At 62.6% G+C, this 16,452-nt stretch carries 15 protein-coding genes and 1 riboswitch; of the genes, 6 read left to right on the plus strand and 9 right to left on the minus strand.

The features are described from left to right. Positions 1 to 144 precede the first annotated feature (144 nt). Positions 145 to 1,110 carry an alpha/beta hydrolase gene (locus tag HCI85_RS06670; protein ID WP_167143312.1) on the plus strand — a complete coding sequence of 322 codons (966 nt, stop codon included), beginning with the start codon at positions 145 to 147 and terminating at the stop codon, positions 1,108 to 1,110. Here HCI85_RS06670 and HCI85_RS06675 read toward each other — a convergent pair. The 7 genes from HCI85_RS06675 to HCI85_RS06705 form a co-directional block, all read right to left on the minus strand. Beyond that, positions 1,107 to 1,532, minus strand: a complete 426-nt coding sequence (locus HCI85_RS06675; protein ID WP_167143320.1) for a hypothetical protein — start codon at positions 1,530 to 1,532, stop codon at positions 1,107 to 1,109. The two genes, HCI85_RS06670 and HCI85_RS06675, sit on opposite strands and share 4 nt — an antisense overlap. A gap of 60 nt (positions 1,533 to 1,592) precedes the next feature. Further along, on the minus strand, positions 1,593 to 2,657 hold the full coding sequence (fba, locus tag HCI85_RS06680; RefSeq protein ID WP_090250017.1) for a class II fructose-bisphosphate aldolase: 1,065 nt from the start codon (positions 2,655 to 2,657) through the stop codon (positions 1,593 to 1,595). Positions 2,658 to 2,767: 110 nt separating this feature from the next. Beyond that, complete coding sequence (locus HCI85_RS06685) at positions 2,768 to 3,085, minus strand: MliC family protein (protein ID WP_090250020.1); 318 nt, start codon at positions 3,083 to 3,085, stop codon at positions 2,768 to 2,770. Between the two features lie 29 nt (positions 3,086 to 3,114). Continuing rightward, entirely contained in the window at positions 3,115 to 4,278 is a 1,164-nt protein-coding gene (locus tag HCI85_RS06690; RefSeq protein WP_167143323.1) for a phosphoglycerate kinase, read from the minus strand. Positions 4,279 to 4,281: 3 nt separating this feature from the next. Further along, positions 4,282 to 5,337 carry an erythrose-4-phosphate dehydrogenase gene (gene epd / locus HCI85_RS06695; protein ID WP_167143327.1) on the minus strand — a complete coding sequence of 352 codons (1,056 nt, stop codon included), beginning with the start codon at positions 5,335 to 5,337 and terminating at the stop codon, positions 4,282 to 4,284. Between the two features lie 66 nt (positions 5,338 to 5,403). Beyond that, complete coding sequence (gene tkt, locus HCI85_RS06700) at positions 5,404 to 7,404, minus strand: transketolase (protein ID WP_167143330.1); 2,001 nt, start codon at positions 7,402 to 7,404, stop codon at positions 5,404 to 5,406. A gap of 136 nt (positions 7,405 to 7,540) precedes the next feature. Further along, positions 7,541 to 8,665: a TDT family transporter gene (locus tag HCI85_RS06705; RefSeq protein ID WP_167143333.1), complete on the minus strand. Its 1,125-nt coding sequence runs from the start codon at positions 8,663 to 8,665 to the stop codon at positions 7,541 to 7,543. A gap of 110 nt (positions 8,666 to 8,775) precedes the next feature. Between HCI85_RS06705 and HCI85_RS06710 the strand changes: the two genes are divergently transcribed. The 4 genes from HCI85_RS06710 to ligB all read left to right on the plus strand — a co-directional run bounded on the left by HCI85_RS06710 (position 8,776) and on the right by ligB (position 13,733). Further along, positions 8,776 to 9,687 (plus strand): LysR family transcriptional regulator, encoded by a 912-nt coding sequence (locus tag HCI85_RS06710; protein ID WP_167143336.1) that lies wholly within the window; start codon positions 8,776 to 8,778, stop codon positions 9,685 to 9,687. 46 nt (positions 9,688 to 9,733) lie between these two features. Next, positions 9,734 to 10,747, plus strand: a complete 1,014-nt coding sequence (locus tag HCI85_RS06715; protein ID WP_167143339.1) for an ArsR/SmtB family transcription factor — start codon at positions 9,734 to 9,736, stop codon at positions 10,745 to 10,747. A gap of 14 nt (positions 10,748 to 10,761) precedes the next feature. Further along, positions 10,762 to 11,952 (plus strand): methionine adenosyltransferase, encoded by a 1,191-nt coding sequence (gene metK / locus HCI85_RS06720; RefSeq protein WP_167143342.1) that lies wholly within the window; start codon positions 10,762 to 10,764, stop codon positions 11,950 to 11,952. A gap of 119 nt (positions 11,953 to 12,071) precedes the next feature. After that, entirely contained in the window at positions 12,072 to 13,733 is a 1,662-nt protein-coding gene (ligB, locus tag HCI85_RS06725; protein ID WP_167143345.1) for an NAD-dependent DNA ligase LigB, read from the plus strand. 5 nt (positions 13,734 to 13,738) lie between these two features. Here ligB and HCI85_RS06730 read toward each other — a convergent pair whose 3' ends face one another. Continuing rightward, positions 13,739 to 14,188 (minus strand): c-type cytochrome, encoded by a 450-nt coding sequence (locus HCI85_RS06730; protein ID WP_167143348.1) that lies wholly within the window; start codon positions 14,186 to 14,188, stop codon positions 13,739 to 13,741. Between the two features lie 112 nt (positions 14,189 to 14,300). Continuing rightward, positions 14,301 to 14,687 (minus strand): MAPEG family protein, encoded by a 387-nt coding sequence (locus HCI85_RS06735; protein ID WP_167143351.1) that lies wholly within the window; start codon positions 14,685 to 14,687, stop codon positions 14,301 to 14,303. Positions 14,688 to 14,877: 190 nt separating this feature from the next. After that, a riboswitch (S-adenosyl-L-homocysteine riboswitch) is annotated at positions 14,878 to 14,971 on the plus strand. 21 nt (positions 14,972 to 14,992) lie between these two features. Between HCI85_RS06735 and ahcY the strand changes: the two genes are divergently transcribed. Then, positions 14,993 to 16,387, plus strand: a complete 1,395-nt coding sequence (gene ahcY / locus HCI85_RS06740; RefSeq protein ID WP_167143354.1) for an adenosylhomocysteinase — start codon at positions 14,993 to 14,995, stop codon at positions 16,385 to 16,387. Positions 16,388 to 16,452 lie beyond the last annotated feature (65 nt).

Here is a 16,452-nt window from a genome sequence, read left to right on the forward strand (position 1 = left end):
ATGGACCAGCGCGCCGCGCTGCACGTGGCCGGTGTTTTACATGGTTTTACCAAGCCCACAAATGGGCGATAGGCGCAGCTACAGCTGCTGTAGCAGAATGCCAGCAGCCATCCTGCCGACAACAACTCACACAAGAACCGCACGATGAAAAAAGCCCTACCCGCCTGTGCGCTGATTCTCGCGCTGCTTGCCGTGGCGTTCAGCCTCGGTCCTGTGCCACCCGTCGACACCCAACTGACAGCGATCCAGCTGCCTGCCGACCTCGACCGCTATCTGGCTGAGACTGAAGCGCCCTACCCGGACATCACGCCCGGAGCGGAAAAGACCATCGTCTGGGCCCATCCAGACCAGCGCCAGACCGACCTGGCGATCATCTACCTGCATGGTTATTCGGCCACTCGCCAGGAAACCGCACCGCTCAGCGACCGACTGGCCCAGCAGCTGGGCGCCAACCTGTTCTACACCCGCCTCACCGGTCACGGCCGTAGCGAGGCCGCGATGGCCGAGGCCAGCGTTCAGGACTGGTTGCAGGACAGTCAGGAGGCCCTACAGATCGGCCAGCGCTTGGGCAAACAGGTGCTGGTGATCGGCACCTCCACCGGCGCCACCCTGGCCACCTGGCTGGCGCTGCAGGGCGATAACCCGCAGGTGCTGGCCTATATCATGGTGTCGCCGAACTTTGCCCCAAAAGACCCGGCCGCGACCGTGCTCACCTGGCCCTGGGCGACGCACTTTGTGCCCTTGCTGCTGGGCCCTGAACATCAATGGCAACCGCGCAACGCCGAACAGGCGCGCTACTGGAGCCACCGCTACCCGATACAGGCACTGCTGCCAATGATGGCGCTGGTGAAATACGTGCGCGATCAGCCGCTGGAACAGATCAGCGCGCCGATTCTCACTATTTATTCACCGGACGATCAGGTGGTCAGCGCCCCGGCTATCGAAGCGGCCTTTGCCCGCTTTGGCTCGCCGCACAAGCAGCTGATCGCCCTCAAGGGCACACAGGACCCGTCACACCATGTGCTGGCCGGCGACATCCTCTCGCCGCAGGACACGCCTCGGGTGCAGGCGGCGATTCTGGCGTTTCTCTCCAACCTGCCGCCGCGCTAGTCGATACGGCACACCGCCGCAGAGAAGGTACAAGGTTTGTCCGCCAGGTAACTGCGGTAGATCTGCAGCAGCTGCGGGGCCGTCAGGCGACAGGTCTGCGCCCGGCACTGCGCATTGAAGGCAAAGGCGCTCTGCTCGACTTCGGCCAGACGGATATAAAGCGCCGGCCATTCAGTGACGGGCACATCGGCCGGGGTAAACAGCAAGCGCCCATCGCGCTGCACCAGCGGCGCACCGGCAGCGGCGTAGTCGTAGACAAACAGCAACGTACGCGCAGTCTTGGTCGTGCACTCGACGCGGGTGGCGCACTGCTGCGGATCGCTCGCCACCGCCACATTAACGGGCGGCCCGCTCACTGGTGGCTGATGGGCACAGCCGGCCAATGCAGCGAGTACACCGAACAGCCCGATCAACCTCGTCATAAGACTCCTCCGAATAACAAAAAGCCCCGCATCGGCGGGGCTTTCAGTACAGCAACAGGCTTAGTTGACCTTGGCGGCCAGCTCACCCTTGGCATAACGCTGGAACATGCCTTCCAGGGAGATCGGTTTGATCTTCGAGGCGTTGCCGGCGGTGCCGAAGGCTTCGTAACGGGCGATGCAGATGTCGCGCATAGCGGTGACGGTGGCACCGAAGAATTTGCGCGGGTCGAACTCGCTCGGGTTCTCGGCCATCAGGCGGCGCATGGCACCGGTGGACGCCAGACGCAGGTCGGTGTCGATGTTGACTTTGCGCACGCCGTACTTGATGCCTTCGACGATTTCTTCCACCGGCACGCCGTAGGTTTCTTTGATGTCGCCGCCGTACTGGTTGATGATCGCCAGCCATTCTTGCGGCACCGAGCTGGAGCCGTGCATCACCAGGTGGGTGTTGGGGATGCGCTTGTGGATTTCCTTGATGCGGTCGATGGCGAGGATGTCACCGGTCGGCGGCTTGGTGAACTTGTACGCGCCGTGGCTGGTGCCGATGGCGATGGCCAGGGCATCGACCTGGGTGCGTTTGACGAAGTCAGCCGCCTCTTCCGGGTCGGTCAGCATCTGGCTGTGATCAAGCACGCCTTCCGCGCCAACGCCGTCTTCTTCGCCGGCCATGCCGGTTTCCAGGCTGCCCAGGCAACCCAACTCACCTTCCACCGACACGCCGCAGGCGTGGGCAAAGGCGACGGTCTGCTGGGTGACACGGACGTTGTAGTCGTAGTCGGCCGGAGTCTTGCCGTCTTCTTTCAGTGAGCCGTCCATCATCACCGAGCTGAAGCCCAGTTGGATCGAGCGCTGGCAGACGTCAGGGCTGGTGCCGTGGTCCTGGTGCATGCACACCGGGATGTGTGGGAATTCTTCGATAGCCGCCAGGATCAGGTGACGCAGGAACGGCGCGCCGGCGTATTTACGCGCACCGGCCGATGCCTGAACGATCACCGGGGAATCGGTCTTGTCGGCCGCTTCCATGATCGCGCGCATCTGCTCGAGGTTATTGACGTTAAAAGCCGGCACGCCGTAACCGAATTCGGCGGCGTGGTCGAGCATCTGGCGCATGCTGATAAGTGCCATGGTGTTCTTTCTCCCGGTGGGGCTCGTTAATCGTGCAAGCCTGCCGCAGGGGCAGGCGCTATTCAAGTCATTCAGACCGGGAGTGAACCCGGCCTGTATTTAAGTCGTTGTCAGGGGGCCTTGCAGCCACGGCCGATCAGGTCATCCTTGGCCGTCCAGTAGACCAGCCCTTCCTCGCCTTTGGTGTGAAAAGACAACATCCCGTCACTGTACAGCGCACCCGAGCCGGCGGGCTCCTGCTGCAAGCGATAAACGATATCACCGCCGCCGAGGCGCACATCGACGGACTCTGCGCTGCTGTCGGCGAAACGCCAGAGCACTTCGGTCTGGCTGTCGCACACCCAGCGCGTCCAGTTATCCGACGGTGCAGGCTGACTGGCGCAGGCGCCAAGCAGGCTGAGCAATGCCAGCAGGGTAATCCGTTTCATTATCGGGACTCGCTCCATGATCAGGCTGTTTATGCGTTAGCGCGTTGTTCCAGCACTTCAACCGCCGGCAATACCTTGCCCTCGACAAACTCGAGGAACGCACCGCCACCGGTGGAGATATAGCTGATCTGCGCGCCAACGCCGTATTTGTCGATAGCCGCCAGGGTGTCGCCGCCACCGGCAATGGAGAACGCCGGGCTTTCGGCGATGGCCTGGGCCAGCACCTTAGTGCCGTTGCCGAACTGGTCGAACTCAAACACCCCGACCGGGCCGTTCCACAGGATGGTTTTCGAGGATTTCAGCAACTCGGCAAACTGCGCTGCAGTTTGCGGGCCGATATCCAGAATCATGTCGTCTTCAGCCACATCGGCCACCAGTTTGACGGTGGCTTCAGCGTCTTCGGCGAAGGCTTTGGCGACGACCACATCAACCGGCAATGGCACGCTGACCTTGGCCGCGATGGCCTTAGCAGTCTCCACCAGATCGGCCTCGTATAGCGACTTGCCCACCGGGAAACCGGCAGCAGCGAGGAAGGTGTTGGCGATGCCGCCACCGACAATCAGCTGGTCGCAGATCTGGCTCAGGCTATTGAGCACGTCGAGCTTGGTCGACACCTTGGAGCCGGCAACGATCGCGGCCATTGGCTTGGCAGGGTTACCCAGCGCCTTGCCCAGGGCTTCCAGCTCGGCCGCCAGCAGCGGGCCGGCGCAGGCCACCTTGGCGAACTTGGCCACGCCATGGGTCGAACCCTCAGCGCGGTGAGCGGTGCCGAAGGCGTCCATGACGAACACGTCACACAGCGCAGCGTACTGCTGGGCCAGTTCATCGGCGTTTTTCTTCTCGCCCTTGTTGAAGCGCACGTTCTCGAACAGCACGATCTCGCCAGCCTTGAGCTCAACGCCGCCGAGGTAATCTTTTACCAGCGGCACATCGCGACCCAAGGCCTTGCTCAGGTAGGCGGCGACCGGCGCCAGGCTGTTTTCTTCGCTGAATTCGCCTTCGGTCGGACGGCCCAGGTGCGAGCAGACCATGACCGCTGCGCCCTTCTCCAGCGCCAGCTTGATAGTCGGCAGGGAGGCGAGGATGCGCGCGTCGCTCTTCACCGCACCGTCTTTTACCGGCACGTTGAGGTCTTCGCGGATCAGCACGCGCTTACCGGCGAGGTCGAGGTCGGTCATCTTCAGAACGGTCATATATCAGTCCTTCACGGGGGCTGGAGTAGTCAGGGAGAGAAAGTGTTCAGCGACATCGAGCATGCGGTTGGCAAACCCCCACTCGTTGTCGAACCAAGCCAGCAGGTTGACCAGACGCGGCCCGGAGACGCGGGTCTGGCTGCCATCGACAATGGCCGAGTGCGGGTCATGATTGAAGTCGCAACTGGCGTGCGGCAGTTCGGTGTAGGCCAGCAAGCCTTTGAGCGGGCCGCTTTCCGCTGCCTGGCGCAACACGCGGTTGATCTCATCAGTGGAGGTGTCACGCGCGGTCTGCAGGGTGATGTCCAGGCATGAGACATTCACCGTCGGCACACGGATGGCTTTGGCCTGGATACGCCCGCTGAGTTCCGGCAGCAGGCGCTCGATACCACGGGCCAGACCGGTGGACACAGGAATCACTGACTGAAAGGCCGAGCGCGTGCGGCGCAGGTCTTCGTGGTGGTAAGCGTCGATCACCGGCTGGTCGTTCATCGCCGAGTGGATGGTGGTGATCGACACGTATTCGATACCCACCGTCTCATTCAGCAGTTTGAGCAGCGGCACACCACAGTTGGTGGTGCAGGAGGCGTTGGACACCAGTAGCTCGGCGCCGCTCAGGCAATCCTGATTGACCCCGTAGACCACCGTGGCGTCGATATCTGCCTCACTGGCCATCGGTTGCGACAGCAATACGCGCGGCGCGCCAGCATCGATAAAGCGCTGCGCCTCGCTGCGGCTGGTGTACTGACCGGAGCATTCGAGTAGCAGATCAATGTCCAGCGCGGCCCAGTCGATGGCTTCTGGACTGGCCTGGCGCAGCACCTTTACGCAGTCGCCATTGATATGCAGGCAATCGCCGTCGACCTTCACCTCACCGGGGAAACGCCCGTGGGTGGAGTCGAAACGCGTCAGGTATTCGATGCTGGCTTGGTCGGCCAGGTCATTCAGCGCGACGATTTCCAGCTGCGCGCCCGCGCCTCGCTCATGCAGCGCACGCAGCACGCAGCGGCCGATCCGGCCATAACCGTTGAGGGCAATTCGATAGGGGCGCTTGGGCATGGTGGTCTCGATAGGGAACCGTAGGATGGGTGAGCCGCAACGCGGCATCACCCATCATTCGCCGGATCAGGCGTCCAGCAGCTCGGCGGCGGTTTCCAGGATGTTTTCGACGGTGAAGCCGAATTCCTCGAACAGCGCCGGCGCGGGGGCAGACTCACCGAAGGTGGTCATGCCGATGATGCGACCTTCCAGCCCCACGTATTTGTACCAGTAGTCGGCATGCGAGGCTTCGATGGCGATACGCGCACCGACTTGCACCGGCAACACGGCCTGCTTGTAGCCGGCATCCTGCTGGTCGAACACGCTGGTCGACGGCATCGAGACGACGCGCACCTGGCGGCCCTGCTCTTCCAGCTTGGCAGCAGCCTGCATGGCCAGACCGATTTCCGAGCCGGTGGCGATCAGGATCAGTTCCGGCTCACCCGCGCAGTCTTTCAGCACATAACCACCACGAGCGACATCAGCCAGCTGCTGAGCGTCGCGGCTCTGGTGCGGCAGGTTCTGCCGGCTGAAGATCAGTGCAGACGGGCCGTCATTGCGCTCGATGGCGTATTTCCACGCCACGGCGGACTCAACGGCGTCGCATGGGCGCCAGGTGTCGAGGTTCGGCGTGCCACGCAGGCTGGCCAACTGCTCGATTGGCTGGTGGGTCGGGCCGTCTTCACCGAGGCCGATGGAGTCGTGGGTAAACACGAACAACACACGCTGCTTCATCAGCGCGGCCATGCGCACCGCGTTGCGTGCGTATTCCATAAAGATCAGGAAGGTCGCGCCGTAGGGCACGAAGCCACCGTGCAGGGCCACGCCGTTCATGATGGCGCTCATGCCGAACTCGCGCACGCCGTAGAACATGTAGTTGCCAGACGCGTCGTCTGCCGACACACCTTTACAGCCTTTCCACAGGGTCAGGTTGGAACCGGCCAGATCCGCCGAGCCGCCGAGGAATTCCGGCAGCAGCGGGCCAAAGGCATTCAGGGTGTTCTGGCTGGCTTTGCGGCTGGCAATGGTTTCGCCTTTGGCGGCCACTTCTTGAATATAAGCAGCGGTCTTCTCAGCGAAGTCAGCGGGCAATTCGCCGGCGACGCGGCGTTTGAACTCGCTGGCCAGCTCAGGGAAGGCGGCGGCGTAGGCAGCAAAGCGCTCGTTCCACTCGGCCTCGGCGGCCGCACCAGCGGCCTTGGCGTCCCACTCGGCGTAGATGTCGGCCGGGATTTCGAACGGGCCATGGTTCCAGCCCAGGGTGGCGCGGGTCAGGGCGATTTCGTCGTTGCCCAGCGGCGCGCCGTGGCACTCTTCCTTGCCCTGCTTGTTCGGCGAACCGAAACCGATGGTGGTCTTGCAGCAGATCAGGGTCGGACGGTCGCTGGTCTTGCGCGCGGTCTCGATGGCGATCTTGATTTCGTCGGCGTCGTGGCCGTCAACATTGCGGATCACCTGCCAGCCGTAGGCTTCGAAGCGCGCCGGGGTGTCGTCGGTGAACCAGCCGTGGACTTCGCCGTCGATGGAAATGCCGTTGTCGTCATAGAACGCCACCAGCTTGCCCAGGCCCAAGGTGCCGGCCAGGGAGCAGACTTCATGGCTGATGCCTTCCATCATGCAGCCGTCGCCGAGGAAGGCGTAGGTGAAGTGGTCAACGATCTGGTGGCCGTCACGGTTGAACTGCGCACCCAGCACCTTCTCGGCAATGGCGAAACCGACGGCGTTGGCGATGCCCTGGCCAAGCGGGCCAGTGGTGGTCTCTACACCCGGCGTGTAGCCGTATTCCGGGTGGCCCGGGGTGCGGCTGTGCAGCTGACGGAAGTTTTTCAGGTCTTCGATGCCCAGGTCGTAGCCGGTCAGGTGTAGCAGCGAGTAGATCAGCATCGAGCCATGGCCGTTGGACAGCACAAAGCGGTCACGGTCGGCGAATTTCGGGTTGCTCGGGTTGTGCTTGAGGAAGTCACGCCACAGGACTTCGGCGATATCCGCCATGCCCATCGGGGCACCGGGGTGGCCGCTGTTGGCTTTCTGCACGGCATCCATGCTGAGGGCACGAATGGCATTGGCTCGCTCACGACGGCTGGGCATCACTGAATCTCCTGCGGGGGCTGCTTGGGCAACTGGGGGTCGAAAAAGGCGGCCATTTTCGCCCAGCGGCGCCATGGGGGCAATCACAGATGGTCGTTAACCCCGGACAATTGGCAATTAGCCCCCGTCAGCCGCCTCAAATCGACGCTTGCGTGGCCAGACAGGGGGCGCGAAACAGCTCGCCGTGCCACAAACCGTGCAGTGTGCGACGCATCACCAGCAACCAGACCAGCACCAGCTTGGCCGCCAGCAACAGGCCCACCCACATAAAGAATGCCAAGCCGGTCATCTGCTGCAGAGCAAAGGTGGCCAGGGTAAATACCCCCAGCGGGAAGGTGAACCCCCACCAACCCAGGTTGAAGGGCAGCTCACGGCGCATGTAATGCTGGGTAAACAGGCTGGCCGCGACCAACCACCACAACCCCGCACCCCAGAGCGCCAACCCACCGACCAGACCCAGCTGCTGCGCCATTTCGGCCGCGCCCTGCAACGCGGTGCCCTGCCAGGCCTGAGGCGCCGCCTGCCCCAGACTGATCAGACCCAGGCAACCGGTGGCCAGCGGCCCCAGTGGCAGCCAGCTGCTGGCGGCAAAATCCATATCCGGCAACTTGTGCAGGGCTAGGCGCAGCAGCACCAAGGCGATCAGGGCAAACGCCAGGCTCAGCGACAAGCCCCACAGTACATAGCCCAGACTGAGCAGCAATTGCGCCGACTCCGCCGCCAGGTGCGGCGCCAGTGCCGCCGCGCCACTGGCCACCACTTCGGGTGCAACAATCGGCAGCAGCCAGACCCCGGTCAGGGTTTCCAGCACATGCTTCTGCCGGGTAAACATCAAATAGGGCACGCCAAGCGCAGCGCCCAGGGCCAAGACCAGCGCCAGCCACCACAAGCCATGAGCCAGCGTCACGAGGGCGGCGCCATGCACCGGCGCGGCAAACAACAGCAAACCGTTGATCACCTGCACCAGCCCCATGGGGATCGCCCCCAGAAACATCGACTGCACCGGGTGATCGAGCATCGGCCACAGGGTGTCGCGAAACAACAGCAGGCGCGCGGCAAACAGCACACTGAACAGACCAAACAGCAGCACCGTCAGCCACCATAGGCCTTCGGCCAACAGCAGCTGCCCAGGGAAAGTCAGCGGCATCTTGGCCACCACCTGCGCCAGCACGCCGGTGCCCATAGTCATGGCGAACCAGTTGGGGGTGAATTGACGAACAAAAGCCAGCGGCTCATGCAAACGGGTAAAGGGGCGCAACATCACGGCATTCCTCACAGACAATCGCCAATGGCGATCCATGACTGGGAGGTTAGGCACAGCCGTGCTATAGGTAAAATACATATAAAAGATACAAGGCATACCTTCTATTTATGAATCTGCATCACCTCAAAGTCTTTCTCGCCATCGCCCAGACCGGCAGCATCAGCGCGGGAGCCGCCCGCCTGTTTATCAGCCAGCCGGCGGTGACCCGTGAGATCCGCGAGCTGGAAGCACGCCTGCGCTTGCCGCTGTTTGACCGACAAAGCCGTGGCGTCACCCTGACCGCCGCCGGGCAACGCCTACTGCCCTATGCCGAGCGCATCTTTGCTCTGGAGCAGGCCGCCGAACGTGACTTGCAGGCCTTCGCCAACCTCGGCTGCGGCGAGCTGTACCTGGGTGCCAGCGCCACCCTGGGCAGCTACCTGCTGCCAGCGCTGATTGCGCCGTTTCATCAGCAGTACCCCGACCTGCAGCTGAGCCTGCAGATCGACAACACCGCAACCTGCCTGCAACAACTGGAAGACAACACCATCACCCTGGCCTTTATTGAAGGGCCATTCGCCCCGGAACAGTTCAATCACCGCCACCTTGGCACGGATGCGTTGCTGCCCGTCGCCAGCCCCAAGCATCCTCTGGCCAAGCAGGCGACCGTCAGCCCAGGAGAACTGGCCGACGCCGCCCTGCTAATACGCGAACCGGGCTCTGGCACCCGCGCCAGTCTGGAGCAGGCCTATCAGTCGCTCGGCCTGCAACCGCGTATCGCCATGGCCCTGGGCAATAGCGAGGCGCTAAAACGCAGCTTGTTGGCCGGCCAAGCCGTGGCCTGGATTTCCGAACTGGCGGTGCAGGAGGAGCTGCGCAGCGGACAGCTGTGCCACCTGCCCGTTCGCGACTTACAGATCAGCCGCGACCTGCATGCCGTCTGGCGCCGTGAACACAGCCTGAGCCCCGCGGCGGCCGTGCTGCTGGAACAGGTCGAACAGGCACTGCGCACCAGCAAGGGCAATATCAAAACTTTTTGATATTGCCCTTGCTGGATAAAAAGTGACCGACTAGACTGCCCAACATATGAATATGCGCGCCGCCCATTTGGCCTTCGAGCCGGTCGATGCCCTCGCCGCCCTGTGCAAGGCCAGCGGTGACGCGTTGCGCCTGAACATTCTGCGCGCCCTGGCCAACGACTCGTTCGGTGTATTGGAGTTGGCGCAGATCTTCGCCACCGGTCAATCCGGCATCAGCCATCATCTCAAGGTGCTGGCCCAGGCTGGCCTGGTGGCTACCCGCCGCGAAGGCAATGCGATTTTCTACCGCCGCGCCCTGGCTCAGGGTGAACAGCTGGGTAGTCGCCTGCACAGCGCGCTGCTTGATGAAATCGATCAGCTACAGCTGCCCGCCGAGGTACAGCAACGCATCGCCCAAGTGCACGGCCAGCGCGCCGCCGCCAGCCAGGAGTTCTTCGCCCGCAGCGCGGCTAGCTTTCAGGCGCAGCAGGACCTGATCGCCGGCCTGCCGCAGTACCGCGACAGCGTGCTGACCCTGCTCGACTCACTGGGTTTTGGCCGTGATGCCAGCGCCGTGGAAATCGGTCCTGGCGATGGCGGCTTTCTCCCGGAATTGGCGCAACGCTTCCAGCAGGTGCTGGCCCTGGACAACAGCGCGGCGATGCTTGAACTGGCGCGCATGCGCTGCACCGAAGAAGGCCTGGGCAATGTGCAACTGCAGCTGGCCGACGCCCTGCAAGACGACTACCCGGCTGCCGACTGCCTGGTGCTGAACATGGTGCTGCACCACTTCGCCGCCCCAGCCGATGCGCTCAAGCAGCTGGCGCAGCGCGTGAAACCTGGCGGCAGCCTGCTGATCACCGAATTGTGCAGCCACAACCAGAGCTGGGCCCGCGAAGCCTGCGGCGACCTGTGGCTGGGCTTCGAACAGGACGACCTGGCGCGCTGGGCCGCTGCGGCCGGCCTTAACACCTGCGAAAGCCTCTACGTAGGCCTGCGCAACGGCTTTCAGATTCAGGTTCGGCACTTTGCCAAACCGTCACTCACTCATGGCCTACGGGCTGCAACTACCGGTCACTAACAGGAACCCGCACGATGAGCGAATACTCCCTCTTTACCTCCGAGTCCGTCTCCGAAGGCCATCCCGACAAAATCGCCGACCAAATTTCCGACGCGGTGCTGGACGCCATCATCGCCCAGGACAAACACGCCCGCGTTGCCGTGGAAACCCTGGTCAAGACCGGTGTGGCCATCGTTGCCGGTGAAGTCACAACCAGCGCCTGGGTCGACCTGGAACAGATCGTCCGCGACGTGATCTGTGACATCGGCTACACCAACTCCGAAGTCGGCTTCGACGGCGCCACCTGCGGCGTGCTGAACATCATTGGCAAGCAGTCCCCGGACATCAACCAGGGCGTCGACCGCGCCAAACCGGAAGACCAGGGTGCCGGCGACCAGGGCCTGATGTTCGGCTACGCCAGCAACGAAACCGACGTACTGATGCCCGCACCGATCTGCTTCAGCCACCGTCTGGTCGAGCGCCAGGCCGAAGCGCGCAAGTCCGGCCTGCTGCCATGGCTGCGACCGGATGCAAAATCCCAGGTCACCTGCCAATACGAAAATGGCAAGGTAGTCGGCATCGATGCGGTTGTGCTGTCCACTCAGCACAACCCGGAAGTGTCGCTGGCTGACCTGCGTGAAGGCGTGATGGAGCTGATCATCAAGCACGCCCTGCCGGCCGAGCTGCTGCACAAAGGCACCCAGTTCCACATCAACCCGACCGGCAACTTCGTGATCGGCGGCCCAGTGGGTGACTGCGGTCTGACCGGGCGCAAGATCATCGTCGACTCCTACGGCGGCATGGCCCGTCACGGTGGCGGCGCGTTCTCCGGCAAGGACCCATCCAAGGTTGACCGCTCAGCCGCCTACGCCGGTCGTTACGTGGCAAAGAATATCGTCGCTGCCGGCCTGGCCGAGCGTTGCGAAATTCAGGTGTCCTACGCCATCGGCGTGGCTCAGCCGACCTCGATCTCGATCAACACCTTCGGCACCAACAAGGTGGCAGACGATTTGATCATCAAGCTGGTGCGTGAAGTGTTCGACCTGCGCCCTTATGCCATCACCAAGATGCTCGACCTGCTGCACCCGATGTACCAGGACACCGCGGCCTACGGCCACTTCGGCCGCACACCGAAGCAGAAGACCGTCGGCAACGACACCTTCACCACCTTCACCTGGGAAAAAACCGACAAGGTCGCCGACCTGCGCGCTGCCGCTGGGTTGTAAGCCTGAAGCAATACCCGAAGCCCCGCCTTGTGCGGGGCTTTTTATTGCCTACACATCGCGCTCACTCGGGTAAATCCGACTAGTCTGAGTGAGCCATCTGCCGAGCAAGGACGCTCACGGTGAACCTCCGAATTGCCTGCCTGCTGCTGTTCAGCAGCCCCCTTGGGGCCACCTGCCCCGACTGGTCCGCCCCGCGCGCCGAACGCGAATTGAATGCCCTGAGCCGACAACTGGCCGAATGGGACGATGCCTACCATCGCCTGGGGCAAAGCCCGGTCGCAGATGAGCTGTATGACCAGGCCAGCGTCACCCTGCAACACTGGCGCAGCTGCTTCCTGGAACCCCACAGCACGGCAGTTAACCCGCTGGCCAGCAGCACCGGCCCACAACCGCACCCGGTGGCTCACACAGGCCTGCGTAAGTTGCCGGACAAGCGCGCCGTTGCGCAGTGGATGGCTAACCGGGAAGAGCTTTGGATTCAGCCCAAGGTCGATGGCGTGGCCGTCAGCCTGGTGTATCACCAAGGGCACCTGCAGCAACTGATCAGTCGCGGCGACGGCCGTCAGGGGCAGGACTGGACCCAGCTGGCCCACCAGCTGCCAGCAATTCCCGCAGAGCTGCCTTCGGCGCTGAACCTGACCCTGCAAGGCGAGTTGTACTGGCGCAGACCTGGGCATATCCAGCGGCAAGATGGCGGCCAAGGTGCACGCAGTAAGGTAGCCGGACTGATGAGCCGCAAGGCGTTGAGCCATGAGGACGCAGCCGGTATCGGCCTGTTTGTCTGGGATTGGCCCGATGGCCCAGCCAGCATGCTAGAGCGCCTGCAGCAGCTGAGCGCGCTGGGCTTCACCGACAGCGCCACGTTCAGCCATCCCCTCCGCAGCATGGCCGACGCCAGCCACTGGCGCGAGCAGTGGTACAGCAGCGCCCTACCCTTCGCCACCGATGGCGTGGTGCTGCGTCAGGCCCAGCGCCCGCAGGCCGCACGTTGGCAAGCAGAACCGCCGCATTGGGCAGTGGCCTGGAAGTACCCGGTCGGCCAGGCTCTGGCCGTGGTGCAGGCCGTGGACTTTCGCATCGGCCGCAGCGGGCGCATCACCCCGGTGCTGCGCGTGCAGCCGGTAAAATTGGATGACCGGCGCATCGAATACGTCAGCGCCAACTCATTGCAACGCTGGCAGGCGCTGGATATACGCCCCGGCGACCAGGTGGTGATCCGGCTTTCCGGGCTTACCATCCCGGTGCTCGACAGCGTGTTCTGGCACACCCAAGAGCGCGCTGAATTGCCGGTGCCAGATGCCCGCGCTTACCACGCCCTGAGCTGCTGGCAAGCCAGCGCCGCTTGCGCCAGCCAGTTCCGTGCACGCCTGGCCTGGCTCAGCGGCAAACAAGGTTTATCTCTGCCGGGGGTGGGCCCGGGCACGTGGGAAAAGCTGCTGCAGGCGGGAATGATCAACGGCCTGCTCGACTGGCTGGAGTTAACTCCCGAGCAGTTGAGCCGTGTACCCGGCCTCGGGCCGCGCAGCGCAGCGGCCTTGCAGCAGAGTTTTCAATTGGCCCGCCAACGTCCGCAGCAGGCCTGGCTGCGTGCCCTCGGAGTTCCGTCTCAGGTGCCATTAAACGCGGACTGGGACACTTTGGCGCAGCGCAGCACGGCCGACTGGCTACGCCAGCACGGCATCGGCCCGCAACGCGCGGCGCAGTTAACGGCTTTCTTCCGGCATCCCGAGGTGGAAGCCCTGCAGGCGCAGTTGCGCACCGCGCAGATCGCCGGATTTTAAGGACCTTAGAACGCGCGAAACTCTTCATGACAAGCTTTGCAGCTGTCTTCAACACGCTGCATCGGCGCAACCAGTGCATCGGGCTTTAACGGCTTTGCCGCCGTCGCGGCGACCAGCGCAGCGGTGCTGGTTTCCATGGCACGAGCCAGCTCCTGAAAGCGCGCCTGGCGCTGCCAGACGTCATCCTTGGCACGGCTTTCCTCACCTTCATCACGCACCTGCGGAAAGTGCTGCCAAGGCGTGCGGGTCAACTGATCGAGCTTGGCGGCGCCGTCAACAAATGCCTGCTCCTTGAACGCCAACCGCCCGCGCAGCATGCCGCCAAGGTCTTCGCTGACCTTGAGCATCTGCTTGAAAATGCTCTGACGCTGGCCTTGCGGCGAATTGGGATCGACACCGCCGCAGCCGCTTAGAGCCAGCGCCAATACAACCAGAGACAAGGTTTTAAGCTTCATAACACCTTCAAATGCCAACAACCGGGTGGATAACGGGTGACAGTATCGCCACCCAGCACCCACCGGCCAAGCGTGGTGTTTTGCCGCAGAGGACTGAACAGTCCTGCTGCAATCAAGCCGATACGACAAACAGGCTGATGATCAGACCCATGTTGACGAACCACACCAGTGAACGCACCGGCGCCCAGTCAGCCAGGTAACAGATAAAATAGACAATACGGCTGACGACAAACGCGATCGCCAACTGATCAAGCAATGCCTGCTCAGCGCCGCCTACCAGGTGGGCAATGATCACCGCGGCCGAAAACGCCGGGGTCACTTCAAAACTGTTGAGCTGGGCGTTGTTGGCCCGCCGCCCGACGCCGCTGAGGCTGTTGAGCAACGCCCGCGGGTCATGGTTATGACGCGGGCTAAAACCACCGCTGACGGCCTTGGCGGTAACCGTCGACAGGTAAGGCAGAAACAGGGCAATCAATACACACCAGTAAGCAATCGTCATGGCAGCTCCGCGTTGAGGGAATAAACATCTGCAGCCTGTATCAGCGCTGACGCAAACACCATGACTGAAGCAGCCAAAAGCGATGGCGCAACAGCCAATCCGCCCGACAGAAAGCCTTGGGCTTATGCGCCAGGCTGGCTATACTTCGCCAGCTTCATGTGGCCGGCACAGCTCCGGTCGCACCCGCCACCTGTCCGAGGGGCGCTGCAGCAAACTCTGGCCACCAGAGATTTGTCAGGCTCGGACAGGGCGTTAACCATACGCATCAACGGCGCCCATTCGCAGACAACGAATGGAGAGCTTTTATGAGCGCCGCTTTTAACGATTTTAAAGTCGCTGACATTTCCCTGGCTGCCTGGGGCCGTCGCGAAACCATCATCGCCGAATCTGAAATGCCTGCTTTGATGGGCCTGCGCCGCAAATACGCCGGCGAGCAGCCACTCAAGGGCGCGAAGATCATCGGCTGCATCCACATGACTATCCAGACTGCCGTGCTGATCGAAACCCTGACTGCACTGGGTGCCGAAGTACGCTGGTCGTCGTGCAACATCTTCTCCACCCAGGACCAAGCTGCTGCGGCTATCGCTGCTGCCGGTATCCCGGTATTCGCCTGGAAGGGCGAAACCGAAGAAGAGTACGAGTGGTGCATCGAGCAAACCATCCTCAAGGACGGTAAGCCATGGGATGCCAACATGATCCTCGACGACGGCGGCGACCTGACCGAGATCCTGCACAAGAAATACCCGCAGATGCTGGAGCGCATCCACGGCGTCACCGAAGAGACCACCACCGGCGTGCACCGCCTGCTGGACATGCTGGCCAAGGGCGAGCTGAAGATCCCGGCGATCAACGTCAATGACTCGGTGACCAAGAGCAAAAACGACAACAAATACGGCTGCCGTCACAGCCTGAGCGACGCCATCAAGCGCGGCACCGACCACCTGCTGTCCGGCAAGCAAGCGCTGGTTATCGGTTACGGCGACGTGGGCAAGGGCTCCGCGCAGTCGCTGCGTCAGGAAGGCATGATCGTACGCGTAACCGAAGTGGACCCGATCTGCGCCATGCAGGCCTGCATGGACGGCTATGAAGTGGTTTCACCGTTCATCGACGGCATCAACGACGGCACCGCTGCAAGCATCGACAGCGCCCTGCTGAGCAAAATTGACCTGCTGGTGACCACCACCGGTAACGTCAACGTGTGCGACGCGAACATGCTCAAGGCCCTGAAAAAGCGCGCAGTGGTGTGCAACATCGGCCACTTCGACAATGAAATCGACACCGCTTTCATGCGCAAGAACTGGGCATGGGAAGAAGTGAAGCCACAAGTGCACAAGATCCACCGCACCGGCAGCGGCAGCTTCGACCCGCACAACGATGACTACCTGATCCTGCTGGCTGAAGGCCGTCTGGTGAACCTGGGCAACGCCACCGGCCACCCGAGCCGGATCATGGACGGCTCCTTCGCCAACCAGGTACTGGCGCAGATCTTCCTGTTCGAGCAGAAGTTTGCTGACTTGTCCGCCGACAAGAAAGCCGAGCGTCTGACCGTGGAAGTGCTGCCTAAGAAGCTCGACGAAGAAGTGGCCCTGGAAATGGTCAAAGGCTTCGGCGGCGTGGTGACCCAACTGACCAGCAAGCAAGCCGAATACATCGGCGTGCCGCAGGAAGGCCCGTTCAAGCCACACGCTTACCGCTACTAATTCGTAGGGTGGATAAGCCTCTGGCTTATCCACCGCCGACTTCCCGCAAGGTGGATGGAACAACG

Origin of the sequence: Pseudomonas sp. OTU750018 (assembly GCF_011636575.1) — a bacterium.
GTDB lineage: Bacteria > Pseudomonadota > Gammaproteobacteria > Pseudomonadales > Pseudomonadaceae > Aquipseudomonas > Aquipseudomonas peli.